General features: G+C 69.8%; 12 protein-coding genes. 6 read left to right on the top strand and 6 right to left on the bottom strand.

The window, feature by feature from the left end:
* Positions 1–3: 3 nt before the first annotated feature.
* Complete coding sequence (locus tag AC1DMN_RS12180) at positions 4–1,179, bottom strand: PucR family transcriptional regulator (RefSeq protein WP_477230577.1); 1,176 nt, start codon at positions 1,177–1,179, stop codon at positions 4–6.
* A gap of 160 nt (positions 1,180–1,339) precedes the next feature.
* On the opposite strand from AC1DMN_RS12180, the gene ppnP reads away from it, so the two are divergent.
* Positions 1,340–1,657 (top strand): pyrimidine/purine nucleoside phosphorylase, encoded by a 318-nt coding sequence (gene ppnP / locus AC1DMN_RS12185; RefSeq protein ID WP_477230576.1) that lies wholly within the window; start codon positions 1,340–1,342, stop codon positions 1,655–1,657.
* 74 nt (positions 1,658–1,731) lie between these two features.
* On the opposite strand, the gene AC1DMN_RS12190 is transcribed toward ppnP, so the two are convergent.
* From AC1DMN_RS12190 to glgX, 5 genes are all read right to left on the bottom strand, one after another.
* Entirely contained in the window at positions 1,732–2,835 is a 1,104-nt protein-coding gene (locus AC1DMN_RS12190; RefSeq protein ID WP_477230575.1) for a DUF4349 domain-containing protein, read from the bottom strand.
* Positions 2,832–3,392, bottom strand: a complete 561-nt coding sequence (locus AC1DMN_RS12195) for an RNA polymerase sigma factor (protein ID WP_441976140.1) — start codon at positions 3,390–3,392, stop codon at positions 2,832–2,834. The genes AC1DMN_RS12190 and AC1DMN_RS12195 overlap by 4 nt, the downstream gene beginning before the upstream one ends.
* A 54-nt stretch (positions 3,393–3,446) precedes the next feature.
* The gene (gene glgB, locus AC1DMN_RS12200; RefSeq protein WP_477384312.1) at positions 3,447–5,645 is read right to left on the bottom strand and encodes a 1,4-alpha-glucan branching protein GlgB; all 2,199 of its coding nucleotides are present in this window, start codon (positions 5,643–5,645) and stop codon (positions 3,447–3,449) included.
* The gene (locus AC1DMN_RS12205; protein WP_477384316.1) at positions 5,642–7,660 is read right to left on the bottom strand and encodes an alpha-1,4-glucan--maltose-1-phosphate maltosyltransferase; all 2,019 of its coding nucleotides are present in this window, start codon (positions 7,658–7,660) and stop codon (positions 5,642–5,644) included. The genes glgB and AC1DMN_RS12205 overlap by 4 nt, the downstream gene beginning before the upstream one ends.
* Positions 7,661–7,769: 109 nt before the next feature.
* Positions 7,770–9,869, bottom strand: coding sequence for a glycogen debranching protein GlgX (gene glgX, locus AC1DMN_RS12210; protein WP_477230573.1), 2,100 nt, complete (start codon positions 9,867–9,869; stop codon positions 7,770–7,772).
* A 99-nt stretch (positions 9,870–9,968) separates the two neighbouring features.
* On the opposite strand from glgX, the gene AC1DMN_RS12215 reads away from it, so the two are divergent.
* The 5 genes from AC1DMN_RS12215 to AC1DMN_RS12235 form a co-directional block, all read left to right on the top strand.
* Positions 9,969–11,141, top strand: a complete 1,173-nt coding sequence (locus AC1DMN_RS12215; protein ID WP_441976143.1) for a cysteine desulfurase family protein — start codon at positions 9,969–9,971, stop codon at positions 11,139–11,141.
* Between the two features lie 58 nt (positions 11,142–11,199).
* Positions 11,200–12,297 (top strand): tRNA 2-thiouridine(34) synthase MnmA, encoded by a 1,098-nt coding sequence (gene mnmA, locus AC1DMN_RS12220; RefSeq protein ID WP_477230572.1) that lies wholly within the window; start codon positions 11,200–11,202, stop codon positions 12,295–12,297.
* 121 nt (positions 12,298–12,418) lie between these two features.
* Positions 12,419–13,690: an ATP-binding protein gene (locus AC1DMN_RS12225; protein ID WP_440731978.1), complete on the top strand. Its 1,272-nt coding sequence runs from the start codon at positions 12,419–12,421 to the stop codon at positions 13,688–13,690.
* A 52-nt stretch (positions 13,691–13,742) separates the two neighbouring features.
* Positions 13,743–16,058, top strand: coding sequence for an NAD-dependent DNA ligase LigA (gene ligA / locus AC1DMN_RS12230; protein ID WP_477384314.1), 2,316 nt, complete (start codon positions 13,743–13,745; stop codon positions 16,056–16,058).
* A gap of 81 nt (positions 16,059–16,139) precedes the next feature.
* The coding region (locus tag AC1DMN_RS12235; protein WP_477230570.1) for a DUF222 domain-containing protein at positions 16,140–16,927 on the top strand (788 nt) is incomplete at its 3' end.

Genomic DNA, 16,927 nt, shown 5'->3' on the forward strand with positions numbered 1-16,927 from the left:
ACATCATGGCGCCCGCGGATCGAGTGGTGGTTCATGGCCGCGGGCCTTGAATGCGAGCCAGAACTCGGTCTGCGTGTCGATGCTGTCCAGGTCGTGCCCGGTCAGCTGCGCGGCACGTTGAATCCGATTGCGCACGGTATGCCGATGCACCCCGAGGCGCTCGGCTGCGGCCTCGATGGATCGGTGTTCGACCAGCCAGACGTGCAGGGTACTGAGCAGTGCATCGCCGCCCGACGTGTGCTCGATGGGGCCGAGCACGGCGTCGGCGAACGCTGTGAGGTACTCGGGCGACGCGACGCTCAGCAGGAAGCTGTGCGCCGCGCCATCCCGATACTCGATCGGGGCTCCGACCCGGCGACTCGTCTCGAGGGCCAGGGCCGCCTGGCGCATCGAGAGGGCGGCCTGGTGCGGAGGCTGGGGCGTACCCACCCCGAGGGGCCCTCGCAGCCCGTAGTCGGCGAGCGCGGGCAGCGGGTCGGCAGGCAGCATGGCCTCGACGACCCGTCCGCGGTGCCCGACCAGCGGTGCGGAGAACATCGCGGCGAGATCATCGACGAGCACTTCGGCGTGGGTATCGTCGCGCGCTTCGATGCGCAGCGCGCGCAGCGCGGATGCCTCGATGGCGAGCCCGCGCAGCAGTGCGGTCGCCGCCGCCTTCTCGGTCAGCGTTAGCAGTCGGGCGAGGTTCTGCTCGCGACGGCGGCGTGCCGGCTCGTCCATGAGCCAGTGCCGCTCGTACTCGAGCGCGAGGAGCGCGCGCAAGGCGGGCGCAGCGAGACCGGCGACGGCCTGGTCCGACAGCACCCTGGCGAGGAATCCCCGCACGATGTCGTTGCCGGCGAAGGGTGTGATCTCGATCCTGCGGGAATTCTGCGGATCGCCCAGGTCGTGCGTGATCGTCTGGCCGAGCCTGGGCGGTCCAGCCTGCAGGGTTTCCCGCGTCGACTCGAGGTCCTCGTCTGTGAAGCCGTCGTCGCGGGCGAGCGGGGTGCCCAGACGGTCGAACACCGCGGCAGCTTCGCCCGTCTGCCGGCGCCATCCGCGCAACAGCCGCTCGACACCGCGCCCTCGCGCCAGGATCGCGGTGAGCTCGATCTGCAGCGCGAGCGCCTGCTGTTCCGGAGTGCGGACCGGTGCCTCGGAGGGGCTCGGGGAATCGGTGGGAAGTGGTGCGGTCATCGCGTCAGAATATAGCGCGCCTGATTCGACATCAGGGCGATGCGCGCGCCCTTGAAATATACGCAAGGGACATGGCGATGCGAGGAATCCGCTTCCTAGTCTGGCCGTGTCGTGCTCGCCTGCCGAGCATTCCACATCCGCAGACACGAGGAGTCATCGCATGATCGGTCAGAACGAATACTTCGACGGCCAGGTTCGCAGCCTGGAGTTCCAGAACGAGCAGGGCAACTTCACGGTGGGCGTGATGGAGCCCGGAGAGTGGACGTTCGACGCCCCGGTCACCGAGTGGATGCACCTGGTCCGTGGCAGCTGGGATGTACGGCAGCCTGCCGGGCAGGGAGAGTGGAAGACCTACCACGAGGGCGAGCTCTTCGAGGTTCCCGGCGGCACCGACTTCACCGTCCGAGTGACCGACACTGTTGCCTACCTCTGCCCCTACACCGGCGAGTTCCTCGGCTGGATCGGTGCCGACGCCTGAGTCACGACCTCCCCGCTGCAATGGGCATCGGGCCCGGTCGAGTGCCGGGCCCGATCCATGTCTCCGACCCGGGCTCAGTCCTCGGCCGCCGGATCCGTGCCGGTGACGCGGCGGCGGATCCGGCGCATCCGCACTCCGGCCCAGACGATCAGCGTCACCACCACCGCGACGGCGAGCCACGGCAGGAGGAAGCCGAGCGCGATCACGAGGGCGTTCAGGGAGATGATGAGACCCTTCCAGCCGGCTGCGAGACCATCGCCGAAACCGGCGGGGTCGGCCGCCGCGGGAGCCTCGCGCACCAGCGTCACCTGTACGGAGGACATCGCCACCTGCGACTCGAGATCCTTCAGCTGCTGCTGGGCCGACTGCAGCTGGGTCTGACGGTCGGTGAGCGCGGTCTCGGCGGTGAGCAGGTCCGCCACCGAGGTCGCCTGCGACATCAGCTGGGTCAGGCGCGTGACGGAAGCGGTCAGCGAATCGATCTGGGCGCGCAAGTCGGTGGTCGCGGTGGTCACGTCGTTCGTGCCCACCGAGGTCGCCAGCACCGTGCCCTGCGTCCGCAGTGCGTCCATCACCGCATCGAGGTCCGCGGCCGGCACGCGCAGAGTCACCCAGCCGTCTCCTGTGGCCGGCGGAGCGATCCCGCCATCGGTCGGCACAGGTGCCTGCGCGGAGCCGATCTGCTGGCTCTCCACGAAGCCGCCGTGCTTCTTCGCGAGAGCGGCCAGCGCATCGGCCGCCTTGCGCACGTCGTCGACCTGGACAGTGGCGGATCCGGTGCGGATGACGTCGCGCGGTGCGTTTGCCGCGGGGGCGGAGCCACCCGCCACGCCGGACGTGGCGCCCTCCGAGGTCTGCGCCAGATCCTTGGCGGCTCCGGTCAGCGGCTTCGCCCCCGACGACGCGTCATACGGCGCGGACGCGGCGGAACCGGATGATCCCGAGGAGAGGGATCCGGTGGCGTTCAGGATCGCGGGGGTCACCAGAACGCCGACCAGGAACGCGGCGGCGATGCCGCCCGCGGTCAGCCATCCACGGCGGCGAGTGCGGTGACGCGCCGCGGCGGAGCGTGCCTTCCCGGCGTCGCGCTCCTCGGCGATCCGCGCGAAGACGGCCTCCTCGATGCGGTCCACGCTCTCGTCGGACAGCGGAGGCAGCTCGGTCGGGGTGATGGTCATGATGCGGGCTCCGTTTCGGTCACAGCGCCGCGCAGGCGGGTGCGCACGCGGGAGAGACGGTTGCGGACGACGCCATGCCCGACGCCGAGCTCGGCGGCTGCGGCGCGGTAGTCCCAGCCCTCGGTCGCGCAGAGCCGGAAGATCTCCCGGTCCAGCACGCTCATGCCGCCCAGCTCAGCGGCGATGCGGTCGGCGAACTCTGCGGCGATGACCTGCTGCTCGACGTCGATCAGCGCGGGGACCTGCTCGTCCACGCCCGCGGCGGTGTGCGCGGCATCCCGCTGACGCCGGCGCAGCCGGTTGGCCGCCTGGAACCGGCAGATCGTCGCCAGCCACGGCAGCAGCGATTCGCCGGCCAGCTCGAGGCCCGGCAACTTGCGCCAGGCGACGACGAACGCCTCCTGGGTCACGTCCTCGGCATCGCCGGCGTCGCCGAGGATGCCGTAGGCGATCCAGTAGACGGGGCGGACGTACGCGCGGTACAGCGTGCGGAAGGCGGTCTCGCTCCCCGCCGCCGCACGTGCGACGAGCGTTCTGTCGTGTGCGTCGTGTGCCATGCCGGCTCCGTTCGGTGTCTCTCACTGATCAGTGTCGACACCGGCGGAATCGTCTCAGCCCTTGCTCACGATCGGCACATGCGGATCCTTCTGATGCCGCAGCCAGATCGTGGACAGGGCGGGGATGGTCAGCGTCGCCTGCGGCGAGCCGTTCTCGACATCCGTCGCGTACACGAGCCCGAGATTGCCCTGGCCGTGCCCGCCGAACTCGGAGGCGTCGGTGTTCAGGACCTCGGTCCAACCTCCCGCCAGCGGCAGATCGAGCCGCACACCGTGCCGAGTGGAGCCCGCGAAGTTGCTGATCACCGCCAGATGCCCGCCGTGCGCGTCGCGGCGTACGAACGCGACGATGTTCGGATCCCAGTCCGGCGCGCCGATCCGGGTGAACGAGCTGCTGTCGTGATCACGCTCCCACAGCGGCGCGTTCTGCCGGTACGTGCTGTTCAGCGCGCCCACGAACTCCTGCAGCTGACGATGGGACGGCTGATCGAGCAGCCACCAGTCGAGGCCCCGGTCCACGGACCACTCGGAGAGCTGGCCGAACTCCTGGCCCATGAACAGCAGGTTCTTGCCCGGGTGCCCCCACATGTAGCCGAGATACGCGCGCACGTTCGCGAGCTTGGCGGCATGGTCGCCCGGCATCTTCGAGAGCAGGCTGCCCTTGCCGTGCACGACCTCATCGTGACTGATCGGCAGGATGTAGTTCTCCCCGAACGCATACACGAACGAGAACGTCATCTCACCCTGATGGTGCGAGCGGTACAGCGGGTCGCGCTCGATGTACACGAGCGAGTCGTTCATCCAGCCCATGTTCCACTTGAACCCGAAGCCGAGGCCGTTGTGGTCGGTGGGCGCGGTCACGCCGGGGAAGCTCGTCGATTCCTCGGCGACCATCACGATCCCGGGATGCTTGCGGTAAGCGGTCGCGTTGACCTCCTGCAGGAACCGGATCGCCTCCAGGTTCTCCCGCCCGCCGTGCACGTTGGGCTCCCACTCGCCGTCGTTGCGGGAGTAGTCCAGGTACAGCATCGAGGCGACCGCGTCCACGCGCAGCCCGTCGGCATGGAACTCGTCCAGCCAGAACAGCGCGTTCGCCACGAGGAAGTTGCGCACCTCGTTGCGGCCGTAGTCGAAGATGAGCGTGCCCCAGTCCCGGTGCTCGCCGCGCCGCGGGTCCGGGTGCTCGTAGACGGGCTCGCCGTCGAAGCGGGCGAGCGCGAAGGCGTCCTTGGGGAAGTGGCCGGGGACCCAGTCGATGATCACGCCGATGCCCGCCTGGTGCAGCCGGTCGATGAGGTACTTCAGATCGTCCGGCTCGCCGTAGCGGTGCGTCGCGGCGTAGTAGCCCGTCACCTGGTAGCCCCAGGAGCCGGTGAACGGATGCTCGGCCACGGGCATGAACTCCACGTGGGTGAATCCGGTCGCGGTGACGTGCTCGATGAGCTCGTCGGCGATGTCGCGGTATCCGAGACCCGGACGCCAGGAACCGAGGTGCAGTTCGTAGACGCTCATCGGCTGTGCGACGGCGTGCGTCGCGGCTCGGCGGGTCATCCAGGCGCCGTCGCCCCAGGAGTACTCGGAGCGGGTGACGATCGAGGCCGTGGCGGGCGGTGTCTCGGCCAGCTGCGCCATCGGATCCGCCTTGAGGATCCAGTCGCCGTGCGGGGTGAGGATCTCGTACTTGTAGTGCGCGCCGACGTCGATGYCGGGAAGGAACAGCTCCCAGACGCCGCTGGAGCCCATCGAGCGCATCGCGTCGAGGCGTCCGTCCCACTTGTTGTGGTCGCCGACGATCCGCACCGCCTTCGCGTGCGGTGCCCACACGGCGAATGCGGTGCCCTGGTCGCCGTCGATGAAGCGGGGGTGCGCACCGAGCGCCTCCCAGAGGCGTTCGTGGCGACCCTCGCGGATGAGGTGCAGATCGAGTTCGCCGATGGCGGGGGCGTGCCGGTAGGGGTCGGCGGAGATCCAGTCGGGACCATCGCCGTAGGTCGCCTTGATCCTGTAGGCGCCGGTGGGGCCGGTCACCTCGCCCTCCCAGATCCCCTCCGCGAGATGCGTGAGGGGAACCTCGACGCCGCCGTCGAGCAGCACCGAGACGCCCTTGGCAAGAGGTCGCAGTGCGCGCACGATCGTGATGCGTCTTCCGCCCGACTCGGGTTGCGGATGCGCTCCGAGCACGGAGTGCGGGTCGTGGTGCGAGCCCGAGGCCACCGCCTCGAGCACAGCCTCATCGATCGCAGTGGTGATCATGGCTGCCCCTTCACATGGAGGATGTGCACCGGCTCCGTGAAGGCGTCCAGGCGCACGAAATTGTGATCCGTCCAGGTCCAGACGGATCCGGTGACGAGGTCCTCGACCTCGTACGCCGTTCCGGGCTCGACACCCCAAGCGAGAGTGTCGAGATGCACGGTGGTCTGCCGCACGGAGTGCGGATCGACATTCGCGACGACGACGATCGTGTCGCTGGAGCCCGTGCCGGTGAACGGCGCGTCCAGGCGCTTGGAGAACACCAGGACCGCGTCATCGTCGCTCCAGTGCAGCTGCAGATTGCGCAACTGACGCAGCGCAGGGTGCGCGCGACGGATCTCGTTGAGCCGGGTGAGGTAAGGGGCGAGCGAACGCTCCTCCGCCTCGGCCTTCGCCCAGTCGCGCAGTTTGTACTCGTACTTCTCGTTGTCGATGTTCTCCTCGGAGCCGGGCCGGGCCACGTTCTCGTACAGCTCGTATCCGGCGTACACGCCGTAGAGCGGAGCGCCGGTCGCGGCGATCGCGGCACGGATCTTGTATGCCGCGCGCCCGCCGAACTGGAGGTACTCGGTGAGGATGTCAGGGGTGTTCACGAACAGGTTCGGACGCATATAGTCCGCCGTCTCGTGCGAGACCGAGAGCAGGAACTCCTCCAGCTCCGCCTTGGTGTTGCGCCAGGTGAAGTAGCTGTAGCTCTGCTGGAATCCGACGGCGGCGAGACCTCGCATGGGCGCGGGGCGGGTGAACGCCTCGGCGAGGAACACCACATCGGGATGCTTCGTGTTCACGGTGCGGATCAGCCACTCCCAGAACCGCAGCGGCTTGGTGTGCGGGTTGTCCACTCGGAAGATCTTCACGCCCTGCGCGATCYAGTGCTCGACGATGCGCAGCACCTCCGTGTACAGGCCCACCGGATCCCGGTCGAAGTTCAGCGGGTAGATGTCCTGGTACTTCTTCGGGGGATTCTCCGCGTAGGCGATGGTGCCGTCGGGCAACTCCGTGAACCACTCCGGGTGCGCCTTCACCCAGGGGTGGTCGGGGGCCGCCTGCAGCGCGAGGTCGAGGGCGACCTCGAGGCCCAGTGCTTCCGCCTTCTCGACGAACGCGCGGAAATCGGCGAGAGTGCCGAGATCGGGGTGCACGGCGTCGTGTCCGCCCTCTGCGGCGCCGACGGCCCAGGGTGAGCCCGGGTCCGCGGGCCCGGCGGTGAGCGAGTTGTTCGGCCCCTTGCGGTTGAGGCGCCCGATCGGGTGGATCGGGGGCAGGTACAGAACGTCGAAGCCCATCGCGGCGACCGCGGGAAGACGCTCGGCGGCGGTGACGAACGTGCCGCTCGCGATCGTGCCGTCGGCCCTGCGTGCGGCGCCCTCGGAACGCGGGAAGAACTCGTACCAGGCTGCGGCCCCGGCGATCGTGCGCTCGACGAGGAGTGTCTGCCAGGGCGTCGCCGAGTCGTGCGCGGTGAGCGGACGCTCGGCGAAGAGGGCGGCGAGCTCCGGGTCGGTCGCGACGGCGAGGGCGTCCTCGGCGGTCTCGTCGGGGGAGCGCAGCCCCTCCGCGACGGCGGCGAGGCGCTTGCGCTCGGGCTTCGGACGGGACTTGTCCTTCGCCGCACGCGTCAGCAGCTGCGCCCCGAGCGCGCGCATCACCTCGACGTCCACCCCCGCGGCGATCTTCAGCTCCGCGGCGTGCGCCCAGGTGGCGAACTCGTCGGCGAACGCCTCGAAGCGGAACGTCCACGCGTTCGTCTCGTCGAGCGCGACGTCGACCTGCCAGCGGTCGGTGCCGTCGCCTCGCGGAGTGAGCCGATGCAGGCTCTCCTGGTGGTTCGGGGTGCGCAGCCGCAGATGCACCCCGATGATGTCGTGGCCCTCGCGGAAGRCCACGACCCGGAAGGGGATCACCTCGCCGGCGAACGCCTTGGGATGGAAGCCCTCAGGGGCCGCGGGGGAGGGATCCGCGAGCGGGATGCGCGTGGTCTGCGCATCCGCGGCATCGTTGTCGGGCAGGGCGCGCACCGGGATCTGCGCGGTGCTGCGGAGAGCATCGGATGAGGACTGTGCGGCAGATCGTTCGGACACACCCCGAACCTACCGCGCTCCGAGGTCGGAAGAGGTAACGGGCGTGTCACTCCGCGCGGAACAGTCGCATCGACGTGCCGGGCAGTGCGATCACATCGCCCGGACGGTGCACGGTCTCGACCGCCGAGGGACGCTCATCCGCGCTCGACCACAGGGAGACGTAGCGCGTCACGCCCTCGAGGGCGGGCAGGCGAACATCGATCGGCGACTCCGTGCCGTGCACCATCAGCAGGATGCGGTTGAACGCCTCCTTGTCGGGCGTGGAGGCTGCCACGTACTGCAGCGTGCGGTTGCGGGGGTCGTTCCACTGCTCGACCTCCATCGTCTCGCCGTCCTGATCGAACCAGTCCATGACGGATGCGTTTGGGATGTGCTCACCGAGACGGGCGTAGAGCAGCGGGCGCAGCGCCGGATTCTCGTCCCGCAGCCGGGTGAGCAGCGACGCGTGCGCAAGAAGGTCCTGCTGCCACGGCTCGTGCTCCCAGTTCAGCCAGCTGAGCGCCGAGTCCTGGCAGTAGGCGTTGTTGTTGCCGCGCTGGGTGCGCCCGAACTCGTCTCCGGCGGTGAGCATCGGCACCCCGGCGGAGAGCATCAGGGTGCCCAGCAGGTTGCGCATGGCTTTGCGCCGCGCGGCGAGGATGGCCGGGTCGTCGGTGGGTCCCTCCGCGCCGTGGTTGAAGGCGCGGTTCATGTCGGCGCCGTCGTGATTGTTCTCGCCGTTGGCCTCGTTGTGCTTGACGTCGTAGGAGACCAGGTCGTGCAGGGTGAAGCCGTCGTGCGAKGTGACGAAGTTGATGCTGGCGAGCGGGCCGCGCTCGTCACTGAACGTGTTCGCGGATCCGGCGAGGCGGTTCGCGAATCCGCCGATGCCGGTCGGCGCCGAGGCGCGACGGGCGTAGTCGATGTCGCTGAGCCAGAAGTTGCGGACGCGATCCCGGTAGCGGTCGTTCCACTCGCTCCATCCGGTGGGGAAGTTGCCGGTCTGCCAGCCGCCGAGGCCCACGTCCCAGGGCTCGGCGATGATCTTCGCACCGGCGAGGACGGGATCCGTCCTGATCGCCTGCAGCAGCGGATGCTCCGGGGTGTAGGCGTTGCCCTCGTCCCGTCCCAGCGCGGTGGCCAGATCGAAGCGGAACCCGTCGACCTGCATCTCGGTCGTCCAGTAGCGCAGGGAGTCCAGCACCAGGCGGGCCGCCGCGGGCGTCGCGGTGTTCAGGGTGTTGCCGCAGCCCGTGGTGTCGATGTAGCTGCCGTCCGGCTGCTGGCGGTAGTACAGGGCGTTGTCGATGCCGCGCAGGCTCGTGCGCGGACCGCCGATGCCCTCCTCGTTCGTGTGGTTGTACACGACGTCGAGGATCACCTCGATGCCGGCTTCGTGCAGCAGTTTCACCATGCCCTTGAACTCGCGCAGCACGGCTTCCGGGCCGCCCTTGCGCGCCTCCTCGGTCGCGTAGGCCGTGTGCGGCGTGAAGAAGTTCAGGGTGTTGTAACCCCAGTAGTTCGTCAGGCCGCGGTCCAGAAGTCGCGGCTCCGACGCGAACGCCTGCACCGGGAGCAGCTCGACCGCGGTGATGCCGAGCTCGCGGTAGTACTCGATCATCGCGGGGTTCGCGACTCCGGCGTAGGTGCCGTGGAGGGCGGGAGGGACGCCGGGGTGGCGCTTGGTGAGTCCCTTGACGTGGCCCTCGTAGATCACGGTGCGGTCGAGGGGCGTCTTCGGCTTGGCGACGTCGCCCCAGTCGAATCCGTCGGCGATGACGACCGAGCGCCATTCCTCGTAGCCGTCGCCCTGGGCGAGGCCTCGGCCGTACGGGTCGAGCAGCAGCGTCTCGGGGTTGAACGTGTTGCCGGGACTGTGGGCTCCGTCCACGCGCAGGGCGTAACGCGTTCCGGGCTGCAGGAGCTCGGTCGTGATCTCCCAGACGCCTCCCGGCCGGCGCTCCAGCGCGAGCTGAGCGGTCTCCCAGTCCAGGTCGGTCTCATCGAAGATCACGAGCTCGATCGCGGACGCGTTCTGCGACCAGACGCGCAGCGTGGCGGTCCCGTCGTGGAGGCGGACGCCGAGGTCGTCCAGGGACGGGCTGCACAGGGAGCAGCTGTCGCCGTCGGGTGCCGGCGTCTCGTCCTCTATTGCATGCGGACACATGAGGGACAGAATACGCGGCACCAGCCGGTCGGGATGCCACCGCGTTCCGCGATCCGTGCCACCGAGTCCCGTCCCAGGGCGAGGTGCGAGAGTGGTGGTGTGCATTACCTGGATCATGCGGCCACCACCGACCTGCGGCCCGAGGCCGCTGAGGAGTGGCTGCGCGTCGCCCGTCAGACCGGGAACGCCTCCTCCACTCACGGCGCCGGGCAGCGGGCGCGCCGGATCCTGGAGGAGTCGCGCGAGCGCCTCGCGGCCGCGCTGGAGTGCGATCCGATCGAGGTCGTGCTGACCTCGGGAGGCACGGAGTCGGTCAACCTCGCCGTGCAGGGGCTGTGGCGCTCCCGGCCCGCAGGGCACGAGGCGATCCTGCTCCCGGACGGAGAGCACCACGCGACGCTCGACACCGTCGCCGCACTCGCCGCCGAGGGCGCCAGGGTGACGCCGGTCGCGCTGGACGCGGTGGGGCGGATCCCCGCCGCCGCCTTTGCCTCGGGGCTCGCATCGGACGACGTGGCCCTGGCCACCGCGCTCGTCGCGAACAACGAGGTCGGCACCGTCAATGACGCCGCCGCGCTCGCCGCCTCCGCCGCGTCGGCTCGCGTCCCCCTGCATCTGGACGCGGTCGCGGCCTTCGGACACCTGCCGCTGTCGTTCGTCGCTCTCCGGGGCGACGCGGCGGCGGGCGTGGGGCTCGTGGCGCTCAGCATCGCCGGCCACAAGATCGGCGCACCCACAGGCACGGGGGCGCTCGTCGTCGCCCGGACGGCCCGCCTCGCCCCGCTTCAGCACGGCGGGGGGCAGCAGCGCGGACTGCGCTCCGGCACGCAGGATGTCGCCGGGGCCGCCGCGTTCGCGCTCGCCGCAGAACTCGCCGTCGCCGAGCGGGCCACGGAGGCCGTGCGGCTGGGCGCGTTGCGCGATCGCCTCGTCGCCGGGATCCGCGAGCGGGTGCCTTCCGCCGAGCTGCTCGGGGATCCTGATCCGGCGGGGCGGCTGCCGGGCAACGCGCACTTGCTGTTCCCCGGCGCGCCGAGCGAGAGCCTGCTGTTCCTGCTCGACGTGGCCGGGGTGTCGGCATCGGCCGGATCCGCCTGTCAGGCCGGGATCGCCGAGCCCTCGCACGTCGTCCAGGCGCTCGGACGCAGCCAGGTCGAGGCGCGCAGCGTGATCCGGTTCACGCTCGGGCGGACCTCGTCCGACGCCGACGTGGACGCCGTGCTCGCCGCGATCGGCGATGCGTACGAGCGGACCTCCGGCGGCGCCCGCTGACCTGCGGCGCCGATCCTCTCGAAGCGCCTGCCCAGCCATCCGCTCGTACACTGGATCCATGCGTGTTCTGGCGGCGATGAGCGGGGGAGTCGACTCCGCCGTGGCCGCTGCGCGAGCCGTCGAGGCCGGGCACGACGTGGTCGGTGTGCATCTCGCGCTCTCGCGGGCGGGCGGCACCCTGCGCACCGGCAGCCGCGGCTGCTGCACGATCGAGGATGCGATGGACGCCCGTCGTGCCGCGGACCTGCTCGGCATCCCGTTCTACGTCTGGGACTTCTCCGAACGGTTCCGCGAGGACGTGATCGACGACTTCGTCGCGGAGTACCGGGCCGGTCGCACGCCCAATCCGTGTCTGCGCTGCAACGAGAAGATCAAGTTCGCCGCGCTCCTGGAGCGCGCGATCGAGCTCGGCTTCGACGCCGTGTGCACCGGGCACTACGCCACGCTCGTCGACGGCGAGGAAGGCCTCGAGCTGCATCGAGCTTCGGACGCGGCGAAGGACCAGTCCTACGTGCTGGGCGTGCTGAACGCCGACCAGCTCGCGCACACATACTTCCCGCTCGGATCCACGCCGTCCAAGGCGCTTGTGCGCGCGGAAGCCGCGGAGCGCGGGCTGAGCGTGGCCCAGAAGCCGGACAGTCACGACATCTGCTTCATCCCCGACGGCGACACCCGCGGCTGGCTGGCCGAGAAGGTCGGCGCCGAGCAGGGCGAGATCCTGGACCGGGGCGGCAACGTCGTCGGCAGCCACGACGGCGCGCACGCGTTCACCGTTGGCCAGCGCCGTGGACTGCGCCTCGGTGTGCCTGCTCCCGACGGCAAGCCACGGTTCGTGCTCGAGGTGCGTCCGGTGTCCAACACTGTCGTGGTCGGCCCCAAGGAGGCGCTCGCGATCGCCGAGATCTCGGGGGAGCGGCGCTCGTGGGCGGGAGCCGCGCCCACGACCCAGGAGTTCGTCTGCGAGGTACAGATCCGAGCCCATGCGGATCCGGTTCCCGCGCGCGCCTTCGTCTCGGAGGACGGCGTCCGGGTCGTGCCTGACGCCCCGCTCGACGGCGTCGCGCCCGGTCAGAGCGCCGTGCTGTACGTCGGAACACGGGTGCTCGGCCAGTTCACGATCGATCGCACGGTGTCGGCGGTGCCGGCCGGCGTCTGAGCCCGCTGTCGTCCGAGCCCGCTGTCGTCGCGGACGACCCGGGTTGTCGCCGACGTCATGTCGTGGTCGGCGCGCGCGGGACTCTGTGATGATGGGTGCACTGCCCGACGGAGGAGCCGCCATGACGAGGACGTACATCCGCGATTTCCATGGGGACGATCTGGACCAGATCGTCCGGCTGTGGGGGCAGGTCACGCGCGAGAACGAGTGGCCGATCTACTCGCTCGCCGAGGTGATCGCCTCGTGCCAGCAGGATCACGCCGTCGTCGCGGTGCAGGGTGAGCTGCTCGTGGGCGCCGCCGTCGGCCGCGGCGCGCACGCTCAGGGCTGGATCGTGTTCTTCGGGACGCTCGACGACGCCGGATCCGAGGTGAGCTCGTCACTGCTGCACGCGCTGGAGAGAAAGATGGCGCCGTTGGGCCTGGCGAAGCTCTCGGTGCTCATCCCCGAGGCTGATGGGCTCGGGGCGTTCACCGAGAACGGTTTCCATGTGCACCATTCCGTGCGCTACCTCGAGCGCGCGATGCCCATCCAGCGGCGCGAGATCGACGCCCTCAAAGAGGTCGGCGGACGCATCCTCCCGCCGCATCTGTGGGATCGCGTCGCCGGGATGACGCACGAGAAGACCCTGCTCGAGGAGCGTCTGGTGACTCCGCTGGCTCGACCGGATCTCGCCGAGAGGTTCGGGGTGGTGCCCCCGCGTGCCGTCATGCTGTTCGGCCCTCCGGGGACGGGCAAGACCACGTTCGCCCGAGCGGTGGCCTCCCGGCTGGACTGGCCGTTCGTGGAGCTGTTCCCGTCGCGACTGGCCGATGGCGGCGCGGGTCTCGCCGGGGGTCTGCGCGCCTCGTTCGAGACCATCGACGAGCTCGAGCACGCCGTGGTCTTCATCGACGAGGTCGAGGAGATCGCCTCACGCCGCGGCGGCACGCCGCCGTCGCCCACGCAGGGCGTCACGAACGAACTGCTGAAGCTCGTCGCCGACTTCCGTGACAGGGAGGGACGGATCCTCATCTGCGCGACGAACTTCGTGCGTGCGCTCGATGCGGCGTTCCTCCGGCACGGGCGCTTCGACTACGTGATCCCGATCGGCCTGCCCGATGCCGATGCGCGAAGGGCGATCTGGGCGCGGTACATCCCCGTGGAGTCGGCCGGCGACGTCGATCTGGACCGGCTGGTCGCGGCCAGCGACGGGCTCACGCCCGCCGACATCGAGTACGCCGCACGGCGTGCATCCCAGGAGGCGCTGGCCCGGGCGCTGAGCGATGGTGCGCAGGTATCCGCGCTCGACACCGACGATTACGCGCGGGCTCTCGGGAGCACAAGGGCAACCGTGTCGGCGGACGAGATCGCCGAGTTCAGGGCGGACATCGAAGCGATCGCCCGGCTCTGAGGATCCGGTGCGGCCGCCCGCAGATGTCGGCGCCCGCTCGTAGACTTCAGGGGTGTCGGAGAACATCTCGCTGGAAGCCGCTCGTGTCGAGGCCGAGGAGCTGACGACCCGCATCCTGGAGGCGAAGGACGCCTACTACGGGCRCGACACGTCGCTCGTCGACGACGCCACCTACGACGGCTGGATGCACCGGCTCGAGGAGATCGAGCGCCTGCACCCCGAGCTGCAGGGACAGGACTCGCCCACCCAGATGGTGGGTGCGGCCGAGGCGACGGGGCTGCAGACGATCGAGCACGCGGAGCGCATGCTCAGTCTCGACAACGTGTTCTCGCTCGACGAGCTGCGCGAATGGGCGGCCAAGACCCGGGCTGCCGCGGGCCGAGACGTCGCCTGGCTCACCGAGCTCAAGATCGACGGCCTTGCGATCAATCTGCGTTATGAGCACGGCGTGCTCACCTCCGCGGCCACACGCGGCGACGGACGGGTCGGCGAGATCGTGACCGAGAACGCCCTGCGCGTCGCCGGCATCCCCGAGCGGCTGAGCGGATCCGGTCATCCGGCGATCGTGGAGGTGCGCGGCGAGGTCTTCATCCCGGTTGCGGCCTTCGAGCGGCTGAACGCCGCACAGGCCGCCTTCCGGGACCGTGCCTACGCCGAGGCCCTGGAACGGTGGGAGGCGCGCGGCGGCGTCAAGAAGCCGTTCGATGAGGAGAAGGCCCGTACCGCGGCGGCGCGGCGCTTCCCGTCGTTCGCGAACCCGCGCAACGCCGCGAGCGGGGGCCTTCGCCAGCAGCTGGACAAGAAGGACGGCATGGAGCTCGAGGCGGGGCTGCTCCGCGTCGACTCGCTCGCCCTGTACGTGCACGGGATCGGCGCCTGGCCGGACCCGCCCGTCGCCGCACAGAGCGAGATCTACGAGCTTGTCGCGAGCTGGGGTCTGCCCACGAGCCCGCACACCAAGGTGTGCGCCTCGATCGACGAAGTGGCGGACTTCGTCGCGTACTTCGGCGAGCACCGGCACGACATCGAGCACGAGCTGGACGGCATCGTCGTCAAGGTGGACGAGCTCGACCTGCACGATGAGCTCGGCGCCACGAGCCGCGCACCGCGGTGGGCGATCGCTTACAAGTACCCGCCGGAGGAGGTGCAGACGACACTGCTCGACATCGTGGTGTCGGTCGGCCGCACCGGCCGCGCCACGCCGTTCGCCGTCATGGCGCCCGCCCACGTCGCCGGCAGCGTCGTCCGCCAGGCCACCCTGCACAACAAGGACGTGGTGAAGGCCAAGGGAGTCCTCATCGGCGACACGGTGGTGCTGCGCAAGGCCGGCGATGTGATCCCCGAGGTGCTCGGCCCGGTGGTCGAGCGGCGGGACGGCTCCGAGCGCGAGTTCGTGATGCCGGAGCGCTGCCCCGAGTGCGGGTCGATCCTGGCTCCGGCCAAGGAGGGCGACATCGATCTGCGGTGCCCGAACACGCGATCGTGCCCCGCGCAGGTGCGCGGCCGCGTCGAGCACATCGGCTCGCGCGGGGCTCTCGACGTCGAGGCGCTCGGCGAGGTCACCGCAGCCGCGCTCACGCAGCCGAGCCACCCTGCGGTGCCGCCGCTCGAGACCGAAGCGGGCCTGTTCACCCTCACGCTCGAGCAGCTCGTGCCCATCGAGGTCGTCGTGCGCGACGCGGAGACGGGACTCCCGAAGGAGGACGAGGACGGGATCGTGAAGACCCGTGCTCCGTTCCGGCGCAACCCCACCGCCGCGGAGAAGAAGGAGGGCGTCAATGCCGCCCAGCCGTCCTCCCAGGCGGTCAAGTTGCTCGCCGAGCTCGAGAAGGCGAAGACCAAGGACCTGTGGCGTCTGCTGGTCGCCCTGAACATCCGCCACGTCGGCCCCGTCGCCGCACGTGCGCTGGCGCAGTGGTTCGGATCCCTGGATGCGATCCGCGCGGCCTCCCGTGAGGAGCTCGCGGCCGTCGAGGGGGTCGGCGGGATCATCGCGGACTCGCTCCTGGACTGGTTCACCGTCGACTGGCACCAGGACATCGTGCAGCGCTGGGCCGACGCGGGTGTGCAATGGGCGACGCCTGGACATCCTGGACCCGGGGCCGCGGCCGCGGAGGGCGGTGTGCTCGAAGGTCTCACCATCGTCGCGACAGGATCCCTCGACGGCTACACCCGTGAGGGGGCGCAGGAGGCGATCATCAAGGCCGGGGGCAAGGCCGCGTCGAGCGTCTCGAAGAAGACCGACTTCGTGGCCGCGGGACCCGGCGCCGGCTCCAAGCTCGCCAAGGCGGAGGAGCTCGGACTGCGGATCCTCGACGCGGCGCAGTTCCACCTCCTCGTGACGGAGGGGCCGGACGCGCTCGATTGACGGTGCGTTCGCGGCGGAGTTCCGCGGATTTACGCGGTTCGGCTCTTCCGTGGTTCGAACATAAGTGCTAGACTTGGGGGAATGGAACGCCCCACCGCTGCACTGTTCGAGGAGCTGGCTGTTGCCGATGCTCCTCAGGTGGTGGTGGATGAGACGTTCGTCGCGGCGCGGATCCTGGATGGGTTGCAGGAGGATGATGTCGCGTTGAATCAGCGGGCGGCGCAGCGTGCGGAGCGGGTCGTGGAGGTTGTGGACCTTGCTCGCCGGCACCCTGAGATCTACACGGTCGGGGATGGTCCGGATGATGCGGATCATGCCCGCCGGTCGGTGTTCTTCGATGTGGCGGTGCGGTTGCAGATCTCGGAGAACGAGGCCCGCTCGCTGGAGTGCACCGCGTCGACCGCGGCGGAGTGCCTACCGTTGTTGTGGGAGCACGCCCGGGATGGGTTCGTGTCGCTGCGGTTCGTGGAGACCGCGGTGTCGGCGGTGTTGCGGTTGCAGGCTCCGGTCGGGGCTGACCGAGCCGCCCGGGAGTATGCGGCGGAGGCGATCGCGTTGATCGATGAGACCGCGGCGAGGTGGGCGCTGCACCTGCCCATCAGCACCTTCCGGCGCCGGGTGACGATCCTCACCGACCGGCTCGACCCCACCCCGCCCGAGCGCAAACACGCCCGGGGCTTGGTGGACCGGCGGGTGGTCGTGGAAGACGCCGGTGACGGTATGTCCTGGTTGACAGCCCTGATCCCGACGGTGAAGGCGGTTGCGATCAAGCGACGCCTCACCTCGACCGCGAAACACCTCCAGAAGGACCGCCGTGGGGGCCGCACGAGGGATCAGGTTCGCGCGGACTTGCTGTGCGATTGGCTGCT

Source organism: Microbacterium sp. 01T413_2, assembly GCF_056398985.1.

Coding starts and splice junctions, on each gene's coding strand:
- AC1DMN_RS12180 (WP_477230577.1), bottom strand. CDS start 1,179: ATGACCGCACCACTTCCCACCGATTCCCCGAGCCCCTCCGAGGCACCG.
- AC1DMN_RS12195 (WP_441976140.1), bottom strand. CDS start 3,392: ATGGCACACGACGCACACGACAGAACGCTCGTCGCACGTGCGGCGGCG.
- AC1DMN_RS12190 (WP_477230575.1), bottom strand. CDS start 2,835: ATGACCATCACCCCGACCGAGCTGCCTCCGCTGTCCGACGAGAGCGTG.
- AC1DMN_RS12225 (WP_440731978.1), top strand. CDS start 12,419: ATGACGAGGACGTACATCCGCGATTTCCATGGGGACGATCTGGACCAG.
- mnmA (WP_477230572.1), top strand. CDS start 11,200: ATGCGTGTTCTGGCGGCGATGAGCGGGGGAGTCGACTCCGCCGTGGCC.
- ppnP (WP_477230576.1), top strand. CDS start 1,340: ATGATCGGTCAGAACGAATACTTCGACGGCCAGGTTCGCAGCCTGGAG.